The following is a 22887-nucleotide window of genomic DNA, read 5'->3' as shown; positions in this document are numbered from 1 at the left end:
TAACCTCCTTTTATTCCTGATGTAATCTTCTAGTTAATGGATTATCCACTGTTCTAAACACATGGTCTGTATGATGATATACAGGTAAACCAGCCTTTGGAGCACAATTCATAACTGTATTTGAACAATCGCTACAATTAGCTATCATTATTCTTTCTGCTCCTTCTTTCTTTAACTGCAGAACTGCAGCTGTTTGGCCCGGTCACTCTCCTGGTGTTTTACATTTCATTGCGCCTTTTACATCTACTATATTTTTACACTTAACTACAGAAACTACTTCTGATCCCATCTTGTTTGCTACATCTCTTAATCTGTGCTCATCAGCAGCACAAGCACAAACAAGAAGACCCATTTTTCCTTTAAACTCTGGAAGTGGTATAGTAACTATTCCTCCACCAGATGCTTTAGTAACTATAGCTGTATCTAGCTCTTGTGATTTTCCTGTATATGGTCCACCTACTACAAGTTCACCATATTCTCCATCTATTCCACCAGACTTTTCTATAAGACTCTTTATAGTAGTTCCCACTGGAACTTGGAAGAATACATGTGCCTCTTTTCCACTATTTAGCTTTCCTGCTACTGTGAAATCCTTATCTATTACTGGCTTTCCATCTTCTACTGCTCTTGTTATGTTAGCAAGGGTTTCTGTGTTTAACACTACACACTTTGCTTCTACAGGTAATTGTGTAGGCTCAAGCCACTCTCCGAAAATGCTTTTTATTAAAGCTCTTTCTTCTCCCATTGGATATAAATTTCTTACTTCACTAACTTCAATATCAGTTCTGCCTTTTAACGCAGCCTTAACTGAATCTGCTGCTTTTCTATTTTTTCCTTTTATTCCTATGTAAGCTTTTGGAGCTCCAGTTGCTTTCATAGCATATTCTATTCCCCTAATCACTATACCAGGATTTTCTTCTAGTAACTTTGCATTATGTCTAAGTACAGGTTCACATTCAACACAATTTGCAATTATGTATCCATCTGGAATCTGTGTTTTTAATTTAATATGAGTTGGAAATCCAGCACCACCAGCACCAACTATTCCAGCTTCATAAGCAATATCAGCTATACTGTCACATTCCTTAATCTTCACATACTCATCGGATTGATTCTTATCCGCTTCTATGAAAATTTCGCCTTCTGTGATTTTATAAACTTTTCCTGATACACTAGTATGGATTTTTGCTCCTAAACCATTTGGTTCTGCTATGCATTGTCCTCTTTTTACTTCTTCGCCTTCTTTAACAACAGGAACATCTGGTGCTCCTACATGCATTTTAAGAGGAAACTTATATAAATTTTCCATACCATCCCTCCTATTCTTATTTACATAAATTATATTAGCAACTTCCATGCCAATAAGTATAGTATTTAAAAAAACTTTATAAAATATGCAAATACAAGGCTTGTCGAGTATAGTTTTTTTATATAGACCTGAAAGTATTCATATTTTTTGTAATATTTTTTGACATATAACGTCTAATAACTGACACATTGTCGTTTTTTTAATTACATACAACGACTTTATAGTGTGTTGCAGTACGACTTGAGTCAAAAACTTGACACTATTAATTATATATTTTAAATTTAATTAAAATATATAATTTTTCAATAAAAAAAACAGTCAATAATGGAGAAAATTTCTCTATTATTGACTGTTTATGTTAAAAATTACATTTGCGCTTCTACTTCTTTTGGTTTACTAGCTGATTTAAACATCATTCCTGAAGTATATATAATAACCACTATTACTAACCAAGTTAAAACTTTTAGAGGAAGCTCTTTTACAATATATGCCGCTATAAGAACCCCTACAACCCCAAATAATGTTATAGCAAGGGATGCCTTTCTATCATAAGCACCTTCTTTAACAAACTTAGCTGATGCTACAGGCATTAGGAATGCACAAGATCCCATCATTATAGGGAATGCTACCTTAGGACTCATACCTAGTGCAAATACAAGTGCCATACATGGAGCATATAGCCCTATACCAAGTGTCATAAGAGCTCCTAGAATGAAGTTTCCTATTACTGCAATTATAAGTTTTCCACCTGTAAGTCCTATAGCTTCTCCTCCTATAGGCATTAGCTTTAACTGACTAGCAAGCATTGTCAATGCTACTATTAGTAAAGCTACTCCCATTCCAACTTGTACCTTCTTTTCATCAAGCTTTGAAACAATACCTGCACCTATAAATGCTCCTAATGTAGCAGCTGCTAACATTGCAAATAGAGTTACAGTTTCAACTTTTATTACTGTTATAAATATTAACGCCTCAACAACTACCGGGATTGTACAAGCTACATTCAAGGTTCCTGGTATAGTTCTGTCTTTTGTTAGCTTAAAAAACTTAAGTAAAGCTGTTGTAGGTGCAAAGCTACCTATACCAAGGGTATCCAAGAAATTTGTTACAAATCCAACTGCACCTAATGCAAAGAAACTTGTTTTTTCAATATTTCCCTGTTTTGATGCTTTAGCATAATCAGAAAAGAATATTATTGCAAAATACACTGTCATTACCACGAGCAATCCTAATACAATTTTAATTACCATAAGCTCCCTCCATCCAATAAGTAGTTTATACTACTATTTTATTCTATTTTAATATAAAGCATTACAAAGTTTCAATAATTTTCTGAAAATTATTTTTTTATTTTAATACAAAACCATATTTAACTGGGTCTTCAGGGTCTATAAAGAATTGATTATGTCCTGTTATATATGCTGCTCCTGTTATTTCAGGAATTACTGCATCAAAATCTCCGACTTTAGTTTCTCCAATTACTCTTCCTTTGAATTTTGTTTGTATTATGCTTTCATATACAAATTCTTCGTTCATCTTTAATTCGCCTTTTGCATATAAAGTAGCCAATTTTGCACTTGTTCCTGTTCCACATGGTGATCTGTCTAATTGTCCTTGACCAAATACAACTGCGTTTTGCATTGTTGCATCTTCGCTCTTAGCTGGTCCATAAATCTCACATAAGTCTACTGTCTTTATATGTGGAAGTGTTGGATGTTGTATTTCAACTTGCTCATTTACAGCCTTTATAACATCCATTCCTATTTCTATTATCTTTTGAGCATTTGCCGGTGATATATCTATTCCTAGCTTTTCTGCCTTAACTATTGCAAAGAAGCTTCCTCCAAAGGATATATCCATTGTTACTTTTCCTACGTTAGGTACATCTACTTCTACATCTCTCTTATATAAGAAAGCTGGTACGTTTACTATAGTAACTTCCTTTGCCTTTCCATCCTCAACCTTTACACTAGCTTTTACAAGTCCTGCTGGCGCTTCTAATGTGAAGTTTGTTACAGGCTCTGTTACTGGTACCATTCCTGTTTCCACTGCTACAGTCGACGCTCCTATTGAACCATGACCGCACATATTTAAGTATCCGCCGCCGTCCATGAATATTATTCCTAAGTCAGCTTCATCTGTAGTTGGCTGAGTTATTATTGAACCGAACATATCATTGTGTCCTCTTGGCTCAAGCATTATAGCTGTTCTTACCCAGTCTAAGTTTTCTTCTAAGTAAGCCTTCTTCTCAGGCATAGTTTTTCCTGGAATATTTGGAACTCCTCCTACTACTATTCTTGTTGGCTCTCCCATTGTATGTGAATCAATTGCAAATATTGTTTTTGAACTTTTCATTTTTTAGTCCTCCCTTTTTCTCATTTTTAACTTTAAGAAAGCTAAAGCTTTTTTAGCGTCTAGCTCAACAACATTGTTCTCTCCTACAACTTCGGTTTCAATCCCCTCTATTGACTTATTAAAGTCAACTACAGTGTCCATATATTGGTTAGTAACTACAAATTGTGCTTGTGTCCCAACAAAGCTCATTCCTACTACTGGAATTCCCCTTTTTCCTATTTCCTCTAGGGCAGTAGCAAAGTCTATATTACTATTTCCCCAACCGTCAATAGATACTATTGCTCCATCAGCTCTCATAGCTTCTATCCAAGCTGCAGCTCTTTGGGCTGAAAACACTTTGTCTTCATTTTCTTGAGGAGTTCCTGATACTATAATTCCTAGAAGGTCTACATCTCCATCATTAGATACTACATTAAGAAGAGGATCTCTAAAATGATGCAGGGTAGTTTCCTTTGTAGACGGTCCAATTCCCATATTAATCCCCCCTAATTCATAGCTCTTAATGCTCCATCTCTATATTCATTTGGGCTTACTATCATAGGCACATTTCCCATATCTATAATAGATCTACAGCCTGAAAATCCACCTGGTTCTCTTCCAAACAATCCTGTATCATACATAGCCCCTTGACCTGCAACCTGTTTTAAGATTACTACCTTTTTCTTTCCTGGTTTAACCTTATCAAAATATTCATGCTTTTCGTCACATAGTCTTCCATTTACTTTCTTAAGATAATCTCTAATTTCTTGAATTATTCTGTCAGAAACTTCGTGAGCTGCCATAGGACCAGGTCTGCTGGTGCCTTTTCCAGACTTTAGTGTAACATCTACATGTATTAAAATGTCATTCTTTGCTGGAGTTCCAGCTCTATCAAATACAACTTGCTCTTTTAGTATTCCTTCGGATGAACCAAATTCTGCAACCTGTACTCCATCTTCATCTACTCCAGTGAGCATAACATTTACTCCTGTAAGAACATGGGTTATACCTTCTCCCATTCTTCCTAAAACCTTAGTAGCTATAGGAGAAAAATCCATTATTGAATTTACAAAGATATTATGATTATTAGGTGTAACAACATTTATCTTAATATCCTTTATAAGTTCTTGGTTAACCTCTAAGTCCTGATGTATATTTTGTCTTATATATAGTACACCATTTTCTATATAAGTCTTTGTGGCAAATTCTACTTTTCTTATGTGGAAAGTCTTTATAACAAGTCTTCTCATTACTATTTCATTTTCCATTTCATCACCACACTATTATTATTTTGCTTATTTATAACAATTTACTTACTAATGTTAACTAAATTGTGTAATTTTTAACTTGCAATGGTTTAACTAAACGCCAGCTAAGGTAAACCTCAACTGACGTAAGTTTTAATCTATCAGTTAGCCTAAGTTTACTAATTAAACCTTTGCTATATATTCATATGGCAATGGAACTATAGTTCCTGCAGTAGTTATCTTTGTGAGCTGCTCTAGGGCATCTTTTACTATTGCAGTTTGCATTACAATGTCATGTGGTGCACCTGCATTAGCACCCATTGGAACTCTTGGAGCAACTGCTCTTGGAGTACCTGTTTGTTTAACTACTGGAGGTAACGCTGCTATAACTATAGTAGGTATACCTGCTTCTTCAATTGCTCTCTGCACCAATACTGCAGAGCGGTGGCAGGTTCCTCATCCAGCAGTCATTAATACTGCATCTACTCCTTCGTCTTTTAAAATCTTAGCGATAGCTGGACCAGTTTCTTCTCTAAATTTTTGTTGGTTTCCACCGCCGCCCATAAATCCTATATGAGTTTCTGCAACTTCTTTTATAAAGCCTTCTGCTGCAATTTCCCTTAATCTATCTATTGGGAACATGCAGTTAATATCTTTGTTAACGTCTCCGTTATCATATCCGCCATGTGATACCATAAGTTCTCCTGATGGAGTATCTCCTGGTACTGTTCTATAAGTGAAATCTCCTGCTAAGTTAAATCTCTTATCTGACTTTAAGTGTACTCCTGCTGCTGTAGCTATTGCTACTTTCATATCCTTTAACTCTTTTGTAACTGGAGTCCATACTGGTGGTGGTGTTATAGGAACATATATTTCTGATTGAAAACCCTTAACAACAGTTAAATCCATTATAAATTACCTTCCTTTCTATTCCTTTTCTCTAAATTACTCACATACTTTTCGTTAACTTCTCCGGACAAAACTTCAATAAAGCTCATCCTAAATGCTACTTCCTGTCCTACTTTTAAAGGATAGTCAGTTATAAGCATTCTTAGCGGTATTTTAAGATAACCTAATCTGCCTTTTAAGTCAATTGCAGCACAACCATCGTGTACCTCAACAATGACTCCCTGCATTTCGATTATTTTATCACCATACTTCAATTCCATTTATATTACCCTCTTTTAAGAGTATTTCTCTTTTCTCTTTTCGCTCATTGGTAGAGAAGTTTCGTTTGAAACTCTATCTATTGTTCTTCCAGTAGCTTTTTCAATTAACTCTAAATTGCTATCTAAAACATTTCTGTTATATTGTCTTTCAGCAGCCTTAACATCCTCTCCTGCTATAGCAGCCTTAAGCATTGCAGTTCCTCTTACTGCATCCTCTGGACATAATGTGTTACATCCAAGAACCTCATTTTCTATACCTGCTTCTGACTTGTTGTTATCAACCATATACTTCATATATTTGTTACCAACAACTAAAGCACCTTGCACTGCACAGAAAGAGAATGCTACACAAGGTATTCCTCTCATACCAATCTGTTCAACGTGGCTTGCAAAATCTATATGGTTATTTCCAAAACCTTCAGTAGTTACGAAAGCTCCATCTACATCTAACGCTTCAACAACCATACCCATTCTTTCTGATACATAGAACTTTTCACTATTAATTTGTGGGCTTCCTACAAATAGTACACCACATAAATCTAATTCAGGATCATTCATAGCCTCAAGAACTAATGGTTCTCTCCAGTAATGTCTTGAACATTCTTTTGATGCAGGTCCTATACAAGTTAATGCGTGAATACCTCCATCTAATACTTCTAGTGGTGATAGCATTACAGGAACGTTTCCTAAGTCAACATTTGGTTTTCCACCTAATACTCCAACTGGCTCAACAGGAAGAATTAAGTTGTCGTGCATAGCACCTTGTCCCATTATTTCTTTAACAATTATAACTTTCTTTCTGCCTGGTCTTCTAACTTGCTTAAATTCATCTGTCTTTATTATCAATTCATCATTCTCAAGTTTCTTTAAAGCTTCTCTTATCTCTTGAGTTATCATATCTGAAGCTTTATGAGCAGCAAGAGGACCTGGTCTTTCCATATTAGTTTTAGCTTTAATTGTTACTTGAGTTTTTATTAATATCTCACCTTTATCTGGACAGCTTGGTCTTCCCCACATAATATTCTCATCTAGATATCCTTCTGATGAACCAAATTCTCCTATTTGAACTCCATCCTCATCTGTACCAGTAAGAACCATTATAGCTCCGTCAATGACTCTTGTTACTCCTGAACCAAGTTTTGAATCTGCTTCCTTTGTTGCTATTGGTTGAACATCCATTATTGTTTCGCTATATGTGTGGTAATCTGCTGGTGTTATTATATCTATTTTAATTCCTTTCACAAGCTCACTAGCTTTTACAGCATCTTCACAGATATTTTCTCTTATATAAAGAGTTGTTCCTTCTATCTTTGTTTCTGGTCCAAATTCTACTTTATCTATTTTGTAATACTTTCTTGTAAGACTTCTGATGACTTTTTCTTCTAATCTAGCTTCTTTAGCCACTGGAGCTTCTGTAGTTTCATTCTTTACTATTTTTTCAGCTTTTACCGCCATTGGCACTTGTGGTACAACAGGTGCTGAATAAGCTGTTCCTCCAATATTTAATGGAACTTCGATATCGATACCTTTTCCTTCAGCAATCTTTATCTTTAGAATGCTGCCAGATACACTTGTTGTTGCTTTTGGTGTTTCTACCATGTTTACTACCTCCTCATATCCTTCTAATATATCAGGTGTCACAGGAGTCAATGCTGGTGCATCAACCTTTAGTATTGCACCAATAACTTGCTCTCTTGATAGAACTCTATCATTTAAGGCTATTAGTAAAGAGTCCTCAAGTTTTTCAAAGTTCATTGGATTTTCTAGATCCTCAGCACTTATAGTTTCTCCTGCTTTTTTGTTATATTTTAAAACTGCTTTTTCACTTCCTTCAGTTAGTTCAACTTCCTCAACTTCTTCTACTTTTTCTTCGGAAGCTACTACATTAACTCCTTCCATAACATCTGGAGTTAACGGTGTAAGTGAGTCTATTGTTTTAGTTAGCTTTGCACCTAAAACCTCACCTATCTTCAAGCAGTTATCAGGTATGTTTAAAAGACCTGAATCTACCATATCCGGAAATATTGCCGGATCCTCTAAATTATCTGCTGAAATTACTGTCCCAGCTTCTGTTCTACAGCATACAACAGCCATTTCATTTTTTAGTTCTGCTGCATGTTCAGCGCTCATAGACATACTAATCCCCCCCTTAGTTTTCTTCTATTGATAACCTTCTAGTTAAAGGATAATCAACTGTTCTAAATACATGGTCTGTATGATGATATACAGGCAGACCAGCCTTTGGTGCAGATTGCATAACTGTATTTGAACAATCACTGCAATTTGAAATCAATATTCTTTCTGCTCCTTCTTTTTTCAACTGCAAAACTGCAGCAGTTTGACCTGGTCAGTCACCGGGAGTCTTACACTTATTTGCTCCTTTTATTTCTACTACATTCTTGCAATTAGCTACTGAAACCACTTCTGATTTCATTTTTTTTGCAATATCTCTTAGCCTATCTTCATTTGCTCCACAGGCACAAACAAGAAGTCCTAACTTACCCTTAAATTCTGGCAGTGTTATTGTTACAATTGCCCCACCGGACATTTTTGTAACAGCGGCCTTTTCTATAGCTTCGGCTTTTCCAGTGTATGGGCCACCTACTATAAGTTCACCATATTCACCTTTTATTCCTCCACATTTATCAATTAAACTTTCTATGCTTGTCCCTACAGGAATCTGAAAAAATACATTTGGCTCTTTTCCAGACTTTAATTTACCAACAACTGTTATATCCTTATCTATCACAGGCTTTCTATCCTCTACTGCTCTGGTTATGTTTGCAAGGGTTTCTGCATTTAGCACAACACATTTTGCTTCTACTGGAAGTTGAGTTGGTTCAAGCCATACATTAAGCAATTCATGTATAGCAGCTCTCTCCTCTCCCATTGGATACATATCCCTAAATTTCTTAATTTCTATGTCTGTTGAGTTTCCCAAATATGTTCTTAAAGCCTCGATAGCTTTTTTATGTTTAGACTTTATAGCTATATAAGCCTGTTTTGCTCCTGTGGCTTTCATCGAATATCTTATTCCTTTTACCACTAGTTCTGGCCTTTCTTCAATCATTTTAATGTTATGATGAAGCACAGGCTCACACTCAACACAGTTAGCTACTATGTATCCATCCGGAATTTGAGTTTTTAGCTTAATATGAGTTGGAAATCCTGCTCCTCCAGCACCAACTATCCCTGCTTCATATACGATGTCTACTATGTTTTCACACTGCTTAATCTTTACATATTCCTCTGACTGAACATCTTGAGCTTTTACAACGATTTCATTGTCTGAAACCCTAAACACTATTCCTGATACGCTACTGTGAATTTTAGCCCCAAGACCTTTTGGTTCGGCAATACACTCCCCTCTTTTAACTTCTTGTCCCTCTTTAACAATTGGAATATCAGGGGCTCCTACGTGCATCTTAAGAGGAAAACTATATAAACTTCCCATATCATCCCTCCTATTTTTTACTTACATATATTTTGGTAGCATATACCATGCCAGTAAATGTAATATAAGTAAATTAATTTATAACAAATATAAATAGCCATTTTTCAATGTATAAGCCATTGTAATAGTGGCACCTCTATTTTTACGTACATTATTTAAATTAAATATATTTGAAAAATTTGACACCTTGTAAACCTACACATATTTTACAAATCTACCCAAACCCAATCATTTCCTAACTTTTCAACAAAAAAACAACTGTGTCAAGGAATTGACACAGTTGTCAGAATATTGTAACTAAATTTCATATTTATTTAATTTATAATATAACGTGCTTCTTTTTACATTAAGAACTTTAGCTGCCTGTTGCTTATTTCCGTTAACCATACTCATAACTTCTCTAATAGTTTTCTTCTCAATATCTTCAATAATCTTTTCCAAATCATACTCGTTGGTTTTTACTTCCTCTTCAACATTAGAGTTTTCCAATATATATTCTGGAATAGAATCAACTGTTATTCTTCCATCGTTTGATAACACTACCATCCTTTGAATAACATTTTTTAACTCTCTTATATTACCTTCCCACTTGTAACCAGCCAGTATTCTATATATTCTATCATCTGTATAATTAATCTTTATGCCTTCTTGCTTAGAAACTTGATCAAGAAATAGATTGGCCAAATCCTTAACATCCTCTTTTCTGTCCTTAAGTGATGGAAGCTGTATTTGAACCACTGCCAGTCTATAAAAAAGGTCTTCTCTGAACTTATCCTCAGCTATTAGCCTTTTTAAATCCTTATTAGTAGCTGCAACTATTCTAGTGTCTGTGCTTATAGCCTTTTCACTTCCAAGCCTATAGATAACCCCGTCTTGGAGCACTCTTAAAATTTTAACCTGCATTTCTAAAGGCATGTCCCCTATTTCATCTAAAAATAAAGTTCCACCATTTGCGAATTCAAATTTTCCTATCTTTCCTTTTTTTATAGCCCCTGTAAAAGCACCTTCCACATATCCGAAGAGTTCACTTTCAAATAGGCTGTCCGGTATTGCACTACAGTTTATTGCTACAAAGTTACCTGTTCTTCCACTAGCCTCGTGTATGGCCTTTGCAAAAACTTCCTTACCTGTTCCGCTTTTTCCAGTTATAAGCACACTGGTAGAGGTTGGTGCTACCTTCTGTGCTATAGCGATAGCATCGATTATTTTCTTATTCTTACCAATAATTGATGAAAAGTTGTATTTAGATGCTATTTCATTTTTATAAGCATGCTCTAAAAATTCCACCTTTTTTCTTTCATCCTCAAGCTGTTTAGTCAAGTTTACTGCCTCTGTAACATCTCTATCAGTTGATACTACAGCAATTAAATTATTTCTTGAATTATAAAGCGGTACTACACTTAACGCTACTAGCTTCCCTTTTACTGGTTCATGGATTACATTCTCAATTCTCTTTCCTAATTTTAATCCTTCTAAACTTAAAGCATTGGGGAAAAAGTCGCCTATGAATTTATCTATAATGTTATTTGCTGTAACATTATAGAGTTTTTCAGCACTTCTATTCCAATACTTTACCAGTCCATTTTCGTCGCATATACAAACAGCCTCATGAAGGTTATCAAAAACATTAGTTTGAAGATTGAAAAGTTCATCCATTTTTAAGTAAAAGGTGTCCCGTAAGTTTTCACTAGTTAAAATTCCTATAACTCTTCCGTTTTCCACTACAGGAAGTCTTCCTATATTATTATCTATCATTATATCTCTTGCATCTCTTGCACATGTATTGCAATCTATAGTAACTACATTTTTATTTGAAAACTCCACGACAGGTGAGCTGAAGCATATACCCTCATTTTTTAGTTTTGCTATATCTTTCATAGTGAAAATGCCAATTAAGTTTCCTCTTGCATTTGTAATTAAAACTTCATCCCTATACAACTCTATCATTTTATCTAATGCATCTTTTATACTTTCGCTTACAGGCACCTCTATAAAATTTTTAGTCATAATATCTCTGACTTTATAAACAATAAGATCGGATATACTCATTTTTTCACCTACCTTAGTCTTTTAATTTAATTATAGTGTTATATCTGCTATATTACAATTGGAATCTTTTTATATATACATTCTAATATATCCTGGAAGCTTATTCTAGTGTCTCCTTTATATATATTAGTATAACACTGAGAGTAGATTTCGAAAACCTTTCCAACTCTAATCAAATTCATATCTATAACAGATAAATTTTCATCTTCTAACTCTAGGTAGGTTTTTTGAAACTCAATTTCCACTTTTTCTAAAAATTCATTAATCTGTATTGAACAGTTATTATTATTTTCTTTTACCCTAGCCACTATAATAAGGTCATAATTCATTTTCTCTCTTCTGTTATCTATAAGTCCTGCTCTTAATTCTGTATGTACAGGATATGTCTTTTCTACTATAAAACCTGAGTTAAACATAGGCTGGGCTAAAGCTTGCCAACCTTCTGAACAACTGTTGTTATATGTAAGTATTAACGGTGCATCCTCCTTTAGAACTCTTTTTATTTCAGTAAAACATCTAGTTAACTTGAAAATGAACTCATCTTTAGTTATTCCTTTTGCTTCACTAACAGTGACCTCGTTATCGCTTATTATATGTTCCGATTGAAAAAAGTCGTATTTATTCTCTAAAATTAATTTAGACCAAGAATAGAAAAATTCACTTAGTTCTCCATAATTGATTGCTGAATAGTATGGTGGGTCTGTAATCACTGCATCTATCGATCTTGAAGGCAAAAATGATAGGTTTTCAGCAGAGCCATACCTCAATATAGTGTTTTTATTTTTGCTAGTTAATTCATTAAAGTCACTTGCAAACTCTGAGTGGAACTCTTCATTCTTTATAACCTTATTACTGTTTTTTCCGTCTACAATTAGTCTTTCGTAGGGAAAGTAATTGAATTTTTTACTTTGCAAAATCCCTTTAAAAGATTTTGTGAAACTTCCTCTGCCAAACCTTGTTCCCCATATATTGTTTTCCACAGGATTCATCACAGGTGCCATATGATGATCTCCAAATAAAGGTTCAATTTTCATACATTGAGAGTTATAAATACAAAACATGTTATTAGCGTTAATTGTATTAGAAAAAACACAAAGGAATAGTTCCTTTATTATTAGGTCAGGTATTTTATCTATCTCTTCCAGTAACCTTGACAAATAATATAATTGTCTATCGTTAAACATTTGTTTCCAATATCTATAATTATGATTTTGTATCTGTTTGGTATTGTACCCATTAGGTATTTTACTATGGGGAATAAACCTCGAAATATCAACTGTTATATTTTTAGCTTTCTTTCTTATAGCATTATATTTATTCAAATCCTCTTTATCAGGAACTTTAAACCCCTTTTTGCCAGTATCAGGATCATAATACTGTATAGCATACATGCTGGAAGAAAGGGGAGTTTTTCTTTTCCTCATTATATCTCTTACTAAATTAAATTTTTCACCACAACCTGAACATATAAAGTTTCTACCTCTATAGTTACCCCTATCTTTTTTAAAATTAAGCCCGCAGTTACTACAATGCAACTCTAATTCATTACCTCTAACAATTTCCCCACATCGAGGACATATGTTATAGTTTTCAAAATTTTTTCTATGAATCTTGGTTATGGAATGTGCTGGAAATAGTCTTACATACTTTCCGCAACTAGGGCATTTAACCCTCTTTACCCAAAGTATATACATTATATCTACTTCTTTTCTAATTTTCTTATCTGAATCATATATTGTTGTAGTATAGATTTTTTTTATTTCTCTTCCAATGCTTTCTTCAAGTTTATGAAATTCCTCCTCTAATCTTCTTGTTAACTCTTCTATAGAATAATACTCTTCTCTCTTATTTCTATTTGGGAGCTGAAGCTCATTTTTAGTTATAAACCACGCTACAGGATTAATATCTATTCCTACAACCTTTCCTCCAAATCTTAAGGTATTTACAAGAGTTACTCCCCCTCCCATAAATGGATCTAATATTATCTTTCCCTTTAAAACATCATGGTTATCCTTGTAATAGTTATTACTAAACGTATCTATATTATCCTCGTCTAACTGCAATGATAAAAGTATACTTCTGAATATAGCATCTGTTTTCCTTCCAAACCACTTATGAACCTGGTATATAGGCTTCTTGCTATTTGCCTCTTTTTTAGAAATACCGGATATGAACTTTACGGGAATATTCTTATAAATCATCTTAACCATATAATCACCCTTGTATCAAAATAACATCTAATTATAATTATATACAGAAAATATTCTCCCTTAAATATTTTTACACAATTTTCAAATTGTTGCGAACATCATTTTTAACCTCATCCTGTTCTATTCCTATACTCTTTAACTTCCTTGATAATATCTCCATTGTTTCCTCTGGATTGTAATAAAACTCACATCCCCTGATTCTAAAAATATCCCACCCCATTCTTTTAAGCTCTAATTTTTCTTCTATACTCTCTTTCCTACTACTACTATAACTCCCCTCTCCCTCACATATAATCGCTGCCTCATTTCTTTCGCTTCTTATTATAAAATCTACTTTATATGTTCCTAAATTAACCTTAGGTATCACTGAATATCCTCTTTTAATCAGCATTTCATAAACATCTTTTTGAAAATTGGACTTAAAATAGAGTCCAAGATTATTACCTTTAATAGGTTGACTTTTATGGTTCAAACAATAGTTCAGTAAAGAATATCTTACACAGTCTACCTTTAAATCCTTCAAATCTATAGAATGAAATAGCCACATTTGATTTTTTGCTCTAGTTGTTGCAACATTAAACCTCCTTATATCTGAATCCTTAGTAAGAGACGTAAACTTTACATTATTTGAAACTACCATAGATAAAAACATTACATCTCTTTCATCACCCTGAAAAGAATAGGCATCCCCGCAATTAATTTTTCTTTTAGCTATTTCATCCTGTCCTAATTTTTCTCTTATCATCTCTTCTATTAAGCAGCTTTGACTCTCCCCTAAAAGAGATATAACGCCAAAAGTCATTCCTGAATACCTTTCATCTTTACAACACTCTACCATTTTGTTAACTAAACACTCTGCTTCTAAAACATTTATTGGTTTATACTTATCTCTATATCCTCCATCAACTTTTATAGCCATGACCGGTGGCTTCAAACCTTCCTGGTATCCTGCATGCCTTAGTGAATTTATCGACCTAGAATAGCATGTTTCATTACTAAAATTAATTATCTCAGGTAAACATCTAAAATGCTCCTTTAAAATTAATCTATTAGGAAATACCCTTAGAGCTGTATTATATAGGCTGGTATGAAGGTCAAACAACTCATTGTTAGGTATCTTTTTTAGATACCTACTGATTAAAGCTTCAACTTGTTCGTAATTAATTCCAATTGGTTCAGGACTTAACTGTTTATCATCACCAACTATAACAGCTTTTTCAGCTCTAGCTAATGCACAAATAGAAAATATGTTACTTTGACTACTCTCATCGATAATTATCACATCAAATAGATTACATGATAAACTTATGTTTTCAATTACAGCATTTAGAGGCATAATCCATACAGGTATAGTGTCTTTACACTCCTCCATCTCCTTTTGAGCTATTTTTCTATACTCTAATGCTGACTTTCCTGTTCCTCTACCAAGCTTTTTCATTGCTTGCATCCATGCAAAAAGACTTTTCTTTTCTCTTTCTGTAGTTTTTAATATCTGATTATATAGAGTTCTTTTTGCCACAATTTCCTCAATAATTTTTCTTTCTTTATCCTTTTCCTGATCTATAGACTTTTCTATATTCTCAATGTCTATATCATTAATTCCTTTCAATAAACTATTCCACTTAGCCCACCTCCATGCATTTACCCAATCTTTATAAAGAATGCTGCTGTATTGCCAATTGTTAATTATTTTTTCAGCAGTTAACGGACATTTCTTCTGTAGTTTTTCTATAAGAATATTTAATTCTAAAAACTTATTTTTTAGTGCCTTAACTCTTTCTATCTTATTTAAAGCATGTTTTATTTTAACGGTATCTAACTCGTCAACAGCTGTATATAATTCCCGTAATTTTTCATTGTTACAAAGCCACTTTTTTGTTATTTGAATATAGGCTTTTAATCTATCATATTCATCCAAATTTCTTATAGCTTCAATACAACTTATTAGGTAATCATAGCTGTCCTTCTTATACCAATTAATATTATTAGGGGCAGAAATTCTACCTAGCATTGATATAACCTTACTCTTATAGTTCTTATTCCAATTAACCATTATATTTAGCTTTTTTATATACTCTTCAATTATTAGTAAGTCTAAATTACTTTCTACTTCTGTAATTATTTTTCCACCATATTGTTTTACGGTATTATTCCATAGTGCTTTTAATTCTCTCCAAATTATTTTTTTTTGAGCGTAAAGCTTAAGAATCGATACCTGTTCTATACTTTCTATATTATTTCCATCAATTCTACACTCTCTAATAATATAGTTGCATTCTGGATGAGATAGTCTAAAAAACCTTCCTACCCTGCCTCTTAAAGTCAAGTTATTATATAATGTATTAAGGTCATTATTAAATCTATAAATATCAACATTTTCTGGGATTTGAACAATATGGTTTCCTAATCTATTTCTTATATTACTTAAAAGTGACATATAATCATTGCATTTGCGAGCTATATCATTAAAAGATTCATAAGCTATTTTATTATTGCTATAGTTACTTAATATGCCCTCAAACATGTCATTTTCCAATTCTTCTATTTTTGATCTGCATTGCTTCAATAGATTTAAAATACCATCGTAATTACATCTATTGTTATCAGGTACCCTCCATCCCTCTATATTACTTGTGTACTCTTTATAGTTATTGCTTAATCTCTTAAATTCAGTTACTACTTTACATAATTTATCACTAATTGATAGCTTGTCTACTGTAACTGCTATGCTATCATATAACTCCATGTCTTCTTTTCTTATCTCCTTTAACAAAGATAGCAACTTGTTAAATTCACTTTCATTTAGAGGTATCTGTTGTTCCTTTTCTACATTATCTTCTATCCAAGAATATTCATTACCATGCTTTGTGACCCATTTAACAGCGTCTATAACCTTATAGTTTTGTCCTTGAAAACTAAAACCTCTATTTTCAACTTTTTCAATTTCGTCAAGCTTGTTGTACAAAAACCTTTCAGTTTCCTTACAATTTTTAAGTTGCATTTCAAGTTCTTCTAGTTTCTTATATACTTTATTCTTATCCAAAGTTAAATTAGCCGCTGTTCTCTTTATAGATTCTTCCAATTCCCTTAGAGAATTAGTATCCTTTCCTAAAATACTTAAACAAAAGGGCCTTACCTGCTCCGGTATTTTTTCAAGTAAGACTCTCAAAGCTCTATCCGTTTCACTAGTTACAAGCACTCTTTTGCCATTTGCCATCAAATGACATATCAAATTAGCTAAAGTATGAGTTTTTCCTGTTCCTGGTGTCCCCTGTACCACTACACCATAGTTTTTACTTATCCTTTTAACAATTTCTTTCTGCTCATCATTTGATGGTAAAGGAAAAAACAACCTTTTATTTAGCTTGTTCCACTTTTTAACATCTTCCTCATCCTCACTTAATTTTACATCTTTCACTAATGCCTTTATTGTTTTTGGTATTGGGTAACCTCTATCTAACTCTCTTACAATGTTAGTAATTTCCTTATTCCACAGTTTTGCATTGTTCCTTTTTATTATAAACACTGAACAATCATATATAACTGGATGATTTGGTATCTCCAGGTTTGAATTGAAGGCATCCTGTTTTATTACCTTTCCATCAACACTTAGATATGCTGTTAGTTCAGAAAAAATATTAATAATACTTTCTGTTTCTCTAGGGTCTAGGTCAGTTTCTCTAATTCTACCTTCCATTTCCAATATACTTTTTAAATTGGGAACATCAATCCCACTAAAGATATCTGTCTCCATTAATGTTTTATGTTGTGGATTTAACGTAAAAACTTCTTTTTCAGAATTAAAATTCAGCTTCAGCTTAGTAGTTAAGATAGGATGGAGTATACCTTCATCAGCAACCTTCCATGCCATAAGTCCATGTCCCCAAACTATTTCTATGTCCTCATTTCCCTCATCTATTTCTCTATATAAACTAAGTAATCTTGTATATAACTCATTGGACTTTTCACCTACTTTAACCCACCACTTTTTATTTGGGTTTTTATTTATAACACATCCCTCTGTTTTTTTAAGCTGACTTTCCAAGTAAAACTTATCATATCCCCAAATATTCTTTACTACTTTTTCACCTAGTTTCTTTACATTAAGCAAATATAAGAAAATATCTTTAACACACTCTCTATAATCCATTTTATACCCTCCACAATTTAATCTGTAAGTATATTTACTTTTATGTAAAATTATACCATTTCATTTTAAATTGTTCAAAATTTTCGTTTACCATAATTCATTTTTTAATGACAGGGTTTTATAAGTATTACTAGAGTATTTTACATAAAAACAGTAAAAGACGACGTAACTTAGGAATTGTTCCCTAAATTACGTCGTCTTTTACTATTTACAAGAGTTTCTTTCTATTAATTCATGCTTAAGAACATAGTTTTTAAGCTCAACTTCCTGTTTATTTATTATTTTAATAAGCATTCTCATTCCCACTGATCCCATATCATACATAGGCTCGGCTATAGTTGTAATTTTAGGATAAAATACAGCTGCGGAATATATGTTATTAAATCCTATTACATCTACCTCTTCTGGAACCTTCATTCCTTTATCCCTTAAAGCATTTATTGCTCCCATAGCAATTTCATCACTAGCACAAAATACTGCATCTACTGTGTCTTTTTCTAAAATGCTTAGCATTCCCTCATAACCATCTTGAGATTTAAGTCCTCCAAAATATGCAAACTTATCATCTACTTTTAAGTTATTTTCTAATAGTGCTTTCTTATAACCTGTATATCTTAAAGCACTAGCATTTACTGCATCCTCATGGGTTCCTATGTATCCTATTTTCTTGTTTCCTTTTTTAATCAAATACTCTGCTGCATCGAAAGCAGCTTTTTCATTATCTATAGTTACGCTTGGTATATTGCCCTCTTTGCTTGTAGTTTCAATTAAAACCATTGGTATTTGCAGCTTGTTTATTAGCTCCAGTATACTTGGCTCAAGAGAAGTACTCATATATAAAACTCCGTCTACCATCTTTTCTCTCAGGACCCTAAGATACTCCATTTCCTTTTCAGGATCGAGATCACTGTTGCAGAGCATTAAATTGTAGTCATATATATTTGCCACATCTTCTGCTCCTCTTACTATTTCAGGATAAATCTGACTTGATATATCAGGTATTATTATTCCAATAGTCTTTGTCCTTTGAGTTTTTAAACTTCTTGCTACAATATTAGGTCTGTATCCTAGCTTATCTATGGCTTCTAGAACCTTCTTCTTAGTTTCTTCGTTAACAACATCTACGTCATTTAAAACTCTGGAAACAGTAGCAATTGATACTCCCGCTTCCTTCGCTACATCCTTTATTGAGGCTGGCATACTATCAACTCCCGCTCTATATTTTAATATACTTATAATTAATTTCTTACATCTAATATATAATTATTCTCTTGATTTATAATATAAACCTTTAGACAGGTTTTTATCCACAATTATTTCCTAATATTGTGAAAAAGTCTTGTCCTACTCCTAAGAATTTTACTATTAAATATTAATTTTTTTGGTGAATAAAAATGTGTATAAGATACTGAACTTATCTTATACACATTTTAAGTTACTATTTTACTACTTCTACAGCGATATTGAACTCTTCACCATTGATTTTGCATTTAGCATATTCTTTTTCTGCATTATAGATAATACCTACTGTAAGAGTTTCTTTTTTAACAGCTTCTTCGTGTTTCTTAACTACATTTTCTAAGCCTTCATTTCCAGAAACATAAAGATTGATCTTGTCAGCTACTTCAAATCCGCTTTCTTTTCTCATGTTCTGAATCTTACTTAGTATTTCTCTAAGATTTCCTTCTTCTCTTAACTCATCAGTAATTGTTGTATCTAAGACAACTCCTATAGTTCCTTCACCAGCAAATGCAAAACCTTCTAAACCTTGCATTGTAACAAGTAAATTTTCCTCATTTAACTCTATTTCTGTCTCTTCATCAACATATATTAATACAGTCTCACCGTTTCTAATTTTTTGTGCAAGTTCCATCTGATTCATAGCTGATATTTCTTTTCTTATAGCTGGTATCAACTTACCGTACTTCTTACCTATTACAGGGAGATTAGGCTTAATATCGAAGTTAACATATTTTGATAAATCAGCACCAAATACTACCTCTTTAATATTTAATTCATCCTTTATAATATCTCCATAGTACTCAGGCAGTGATTTTGCACTTACAAGCATTTCTAAAAGCGGCTGTCTGTTCTTTATATTAGCAGAGTTTCTAGCACTTCTTCCTAGCTTAACTATTCTATATGCCTCTTCCATATCTGCTTCTAAATCTCTATCTACAAGTTCCTCGTTGTACTCAGGCCACTTGCATAAATGTACACTCTCTGGTGCATCTTTATCAAGATTTACTACAAGATTTTGATATATTTCCTCGGTCATAAATGGAACGAATGGTGCAGCTATCTTTGTTAAAGTAGTAAGAACTCTATATAAAGTTACATAAGCCCCTATCTTATCATCTGTTAAATCTTCAGTCCAGAATCTAGCTCTGTTTCTTCTTACATACCAGTTTGAAAGTTCATCTACGAACTCACCAATATTAAGAGCTGCTTGAGTAATTCTGTAATTATCTAAGTGGTCTGCTGTCTCATTAATTAAGGAATTTAATCTTGACATAATCCACTTATCCATTACATTACCACTTACAAAATCCTTATAATCTAACGGATTGAAGTTATCTAAGTCAGCGTATAATATATAGAATGAGTATACGTTCCAAAGAGTTCCTAAGAACTTTCTTTGACTTTCCTGAACAGCTTCTTCATAGAATCTTGATGGAAGCCATGGAGCACTAGCAGTGTAGAAGTACCATCTAGTCGCATCTGATCCTTCGTTTTCTAGAACTACTGTTGGACTTAATACATTTCCTTTACTCTTTGACATTTTTAAACCATGTTTATCTAGTACGTGTCCTAATACTACACAGTTTTCAAATGGACTCTTATCAAATAAAAGTGTAGATATAGCCATTAAGGTGTAGAACCATCCTCTTGTTTGGTCAACAGCTTCTGATATAAACTGCGCTGGGAAATTTTGCTCAAAAAGCTCTTTATTTTCAAATGGATAATGATGTTGAGCAAATGGCATTGATCCTGAATCAAACCAGCAGTCAATTACTTCACTAACTCTCGTCATTTCCTTTCCGCACTTATCACACTTTAACTTAACTCCATCTATATATGGTTTATGAAGCTCTATATCTTCTGGTACACTTATTCCTTTTTCCTTAAGTTCAGCTATACTTCCTATACATTCCCTATGACCACAATCACATTCCCAAATAGGAAGAGGAGTACCCCAATATCTTTCTCTACTTAAGCCCCAGTCAATAGCACCTTCTACAAAGTTACCAAAACGTCCTGTTCTTACATTATCAGGATACCAGTTTGTTGCATTTGTATTCTTCACTAATCTGTCTCTTAGAGAAGACATTCTGATAAACCAAGTTTCTCTTGGGTAATATAGTAAGTGAGTATCACATCTCCAACAGAATGGGTATGAGTGTAAAAACTTCTCATCTTTATATAATAAATTGTTTTCTTTTAAATACTCTATAATCTTAGGGTCTGCTTCTTTTACAAACATTCCCTTCCATGGTGTAACTTCTTCTGTAAAACGACCTTGAGTATCAACTGGATTTACGAAGGCTAAACCGTATTTTTGGCAAGTCATATTATCGTCATCACCGAAAGCTGGTGCTGTATGAACTATTCCTGTACCATCAGTTAAAGTTACATAATCTCCGTGAACAACCTGGAACGCTTTTCCTTCTGGCTTTACAAATTTAAGCAGTTGCTCATACTCTAATCCTATTAATTCTTCACCTTTGAACTTTCTTAATATTTCATATTCACCTTCTAGCTTTCCTAAAAGTCCTTCAGCTAAAATTAAATGTTCTTCTTTATTTAACACTTCTACATAATCAAAATTTTTATTTATAGTTAATGCTATATTACTTGGTAGCGTCCAAGGTGTTGTTGTCCATGCGAGCATGTATTTATCTTCATTTTTTAATTTAAACTTAGCATAAACTGATGCTTCCTTAACGTCTTTATAACCTTGTGAAACCTCATGAGATGATAATGCAGTTCCACATCTTGGGCAATAAGGGACTATCTTATGACCCTTATATAAAAGGTCTTTATCCCATATTTGCTTTAATGCCCACCAAACTGACTCTATATAATTATTGTGGTAGGTAACATAAGGGTCTTCCATATCCACCCAAAAACCTATTCTGTCCGACATTTCTTCCCACTGGCTTACATAGGAGAATACACTGTCTTTACATTTATGAATAAACTTCTCTACTCCATAATTTTCAATTTGAGGCTTACCGGAAATCCCAAGAGTTTTTTCAACTTCAAGTTCTACTGGAAGACCGTGGGTATCCCATCCAGCCTTTCTAAGAACCTTGTATCCCTTCATAACCTTATACCTAGGAATTAAATCCTTCATAACTCTTGTTAATACGTGACCTATATGTGGTTTTCCATTAGCTGTTGGTGGTCCATCATAGAAAGTGAAATATTCACCATCTTCATTTAGGTCAAAGTTCTTTTTGATTACATCTCTTTCTTTCCAAAGTTTCATTACGTCTTTTTCCATATCTACGAAACTTCTAGAGTTATCAATCTTTTTGTACATGATATTAGCCCCTTTCCTTTTGTTATTGTAGATTTTTTACTATTTTTGTTATTTTATACCTAATACTTATAATTTACAAATAAAAAAAACTTCATCCAAATAGGACGAAGTTTAGTTCGCTATACCACCTATGGTACTAAAATAGTTCAAGTACTTACATACTCTATTCTTTAACGCAGAATTACGAAAAAACTTACTAAAAATCATTCAGTTTCTTAACTCCCAGGTGATTTTCTTTAAGCTCTTCCTATGGATTTCCACCCTTCTCCACTCTCTGTAAGTAACTTAGCCTAAATACTTTTCCTGTTCAACATTTCTTAACCATGTTTTTTACAAATCCTTGTAATTTGTTATTATTATATTATAACAAATTTATATTGTCAAACTTTTTATAAATATTTTTATAAATATTCATAGAT

General features: G+C 33.2%; 15 protein-coding genes and 1 other annotated feature. All 15 genes read right to left on the bottom strand.

Going from position 1 to position 22887, the window contains the following annotated elements; translation table 11 throughout:
* Positions 1-10 precede the first annotated feature (10 nt).
* The 15 genes from prdC (N4T77_RS03940) to ileS all read right to left on the bottom strand — a co-directional run bounded on the left by prdC (N4T77_RS03940) (position 11) and on the right by ileS (position 22468).
* Positions 11-1309 (bottom strand): proline reductase-associated electron transfer protein PrdC, encoded by a 1299-nt coding sequence (gene prdC, locus N4T77_RS03940; protein ID WP_261670444.1) that lies wholly within the window; start codon positions 1307-1309, stop codon positions 11-13.
* 365 nt (positions 1310-1674) lie between these two features.
* Positions 1675-2559: a sulfite exporter TauE/SafE family protein gene (locus N4T77_RS03935; protein WP_261670443.1), complete on the bottom strand. Its 885-nt coding sequence runs from the start codon at positions 2557-2559 to the stop codon at positions 1675-1677.
* A gap of 97 nt (positions 2560-2656) precedes the next feature.
* Entirely contained in the window at positions 2657-3664 is a 1008-nt protein-coding gene (locus N4T77_RS03930; RefSeq protein ID WP_261670442.1) for a proline racemase, read from the bottom strand.
* Positions 3665-3667: 3 nt separating this feature from the next.
* Positions 3668-4138 (bottom strand): glycine/sarcosine/betaine reductase component B subunit, encoded by a 471-nt coding sequence (locus N4T77_RS03925; protein WP_261670441.1) that lies wholly within the window; start codon positions 4136-4138, stop codon positions 3668-3670.
* Between the two features lie 11 nt (positions 4139-4149).
* A complete protein-coding gene (gene prdD / locus N4T77_RS03920) occupies positions 4150-4911 on the bottom strand; it encodes a proline reductase cluster protein PrdD (protein ID WP_261670440.1) in 762 nt (253 codons plus the stop codon).
* Positions 4912-5073: 162 nt separating this feature from the next.
* A complete protein-coding gene (gene prdB, locus N4T77_RS03915) occupies positions 5074-5799 on the bottom strand; it encodes a D-proline reductase (dithiol) protein PrdB (protein WP_261670439.1) in 726 nt (241 codons plus the stop codon).
* Complete coding sequence (locus N4T77_RS03910; RefSeq protein ID WP_261670438.1) at positions 5799-6059, bottom strand: CBO2463/CBO2479 domain-containing protein; 261 nt, start codon at positions 6057-6059, stop codon at positions 5799-5801. Before N4T77_RS03910 ends, prdB begins: the two co-directional genes overlap by 1 nt.
* 15 nt (positions 6060-6074) lie before the next feature.
* On the bottom strand, positions 6075-8195 hold the full coding sequence (prdA, locus tag N4T77_RS03905) for a D-proline reductase (dithiol) proprotein PrdA (RefSeq protein WP_261670437.1): 2121 nt from the start codon (positions 8193-8195) through the stop codon (positions 6075-6077).
* Between the two features lie 13 nt (positions 8196-8208).
* The gene (prdC, locus tag N4T77_RS03900; protein WP_261670436.1) at positions 8209-9513 is read right to left on the bottom strand and encodes a proline reductase-associated electron transfer protein PrdC; all 1305 of its coding nucleotides are present in this window, start codon (positions 9511-9513) and stop codon (positions 8209-8211) included.
* A 78-nt stretch (positions 9514-9591) separates the two neighbouring features.
* Entirely contained in the window at positions 9592-9699 is a 108-nt protein-coding gene (locus N4T77_RS20270) for a hypothetical protein (protein ID WP_396125086.1), read from the bottom strand.
* A gap of 111 nt (positions 9700-9810) precedes the next feature.
* Positions 9811-11562, bottom strand: a complete 1752-nt coding sequence (gene prdR / locus N4T77_RS03895) for a sigma-54 dependent transcriptional regulator PrdR (protein WP_261670435.1) — start codon at positions 11560-11562, stop codon at positions 9811-9813.
* 47 nt (positions 11563-11609) lie between these two features.
* On the bottom strand, positions 11610-13772 hold the full coding sequence (locus N4T77_RS03890; protein ID WP_261670434.1) for a hypothetical protein: 2163 nt from the start codon (positions 13770-13772) through the stop codon (positions 11610-11612).
* A gap of 70 nt (positions 13773-13842) precedes the next feature.
* The gene (locus N4T77_RS03885) at positions 13843-17922 is read right to left on the bottom strand and encodes an AAA domain-containing protein (RefSeq protein WP_261670433.1); all 4080 of its coding nucleotides are present in this window, start codon (positions 17920-17922) and stop codon (positions 13843-13845) included.
* Positions 17923-18126: 204 nt separating this feature from the next.
* A complete protein-coding gene (locus tag N4T77_RS03880) occupies positions 18127-19122 on the bottom strand; it encodes a LacI family DNA-binding transcriptional regulator (protein ID WP_261670432.1) in 996 nt (331 codons plus the stop codon).
* Positions 19123-19360: 238 nt separating this feature from the next.
* Positions 19361-22468, bottom strand: coding sequence for an isoleucine--tRNA ligase (gene ileS / locus N4T77_RS03875; RefSeq protein ID WP_261670431.1), 3108 nt, complete (start codon positions 22466-22468; stop codon positions 19361-19363).
* A gap of 97 nt (positions 22469-22565) precedes the next feature.
* Positions 22566-22788 (bottom strand) — a binding site (T-box leader).
* Positions 22789-22887 lie beyond the last annotated feature (99 nt).

Origin of the sequence: Clostridium sp. CX1, from assembly GCF_025398335.1 — a bacterium.
GTDB classification, from domain to species: domain Bacteria; phylum Bacillota; class Clostridia; order Clostridiales; family Clostridiaceae; genus Clostridium_AM; species Clostridium_AM tanneri.
The sequence above is the reverse complement of the archived record's forward strand: the minus strand, read 5'-3'. Positions and strand labels throughout refer to the sequence as shown.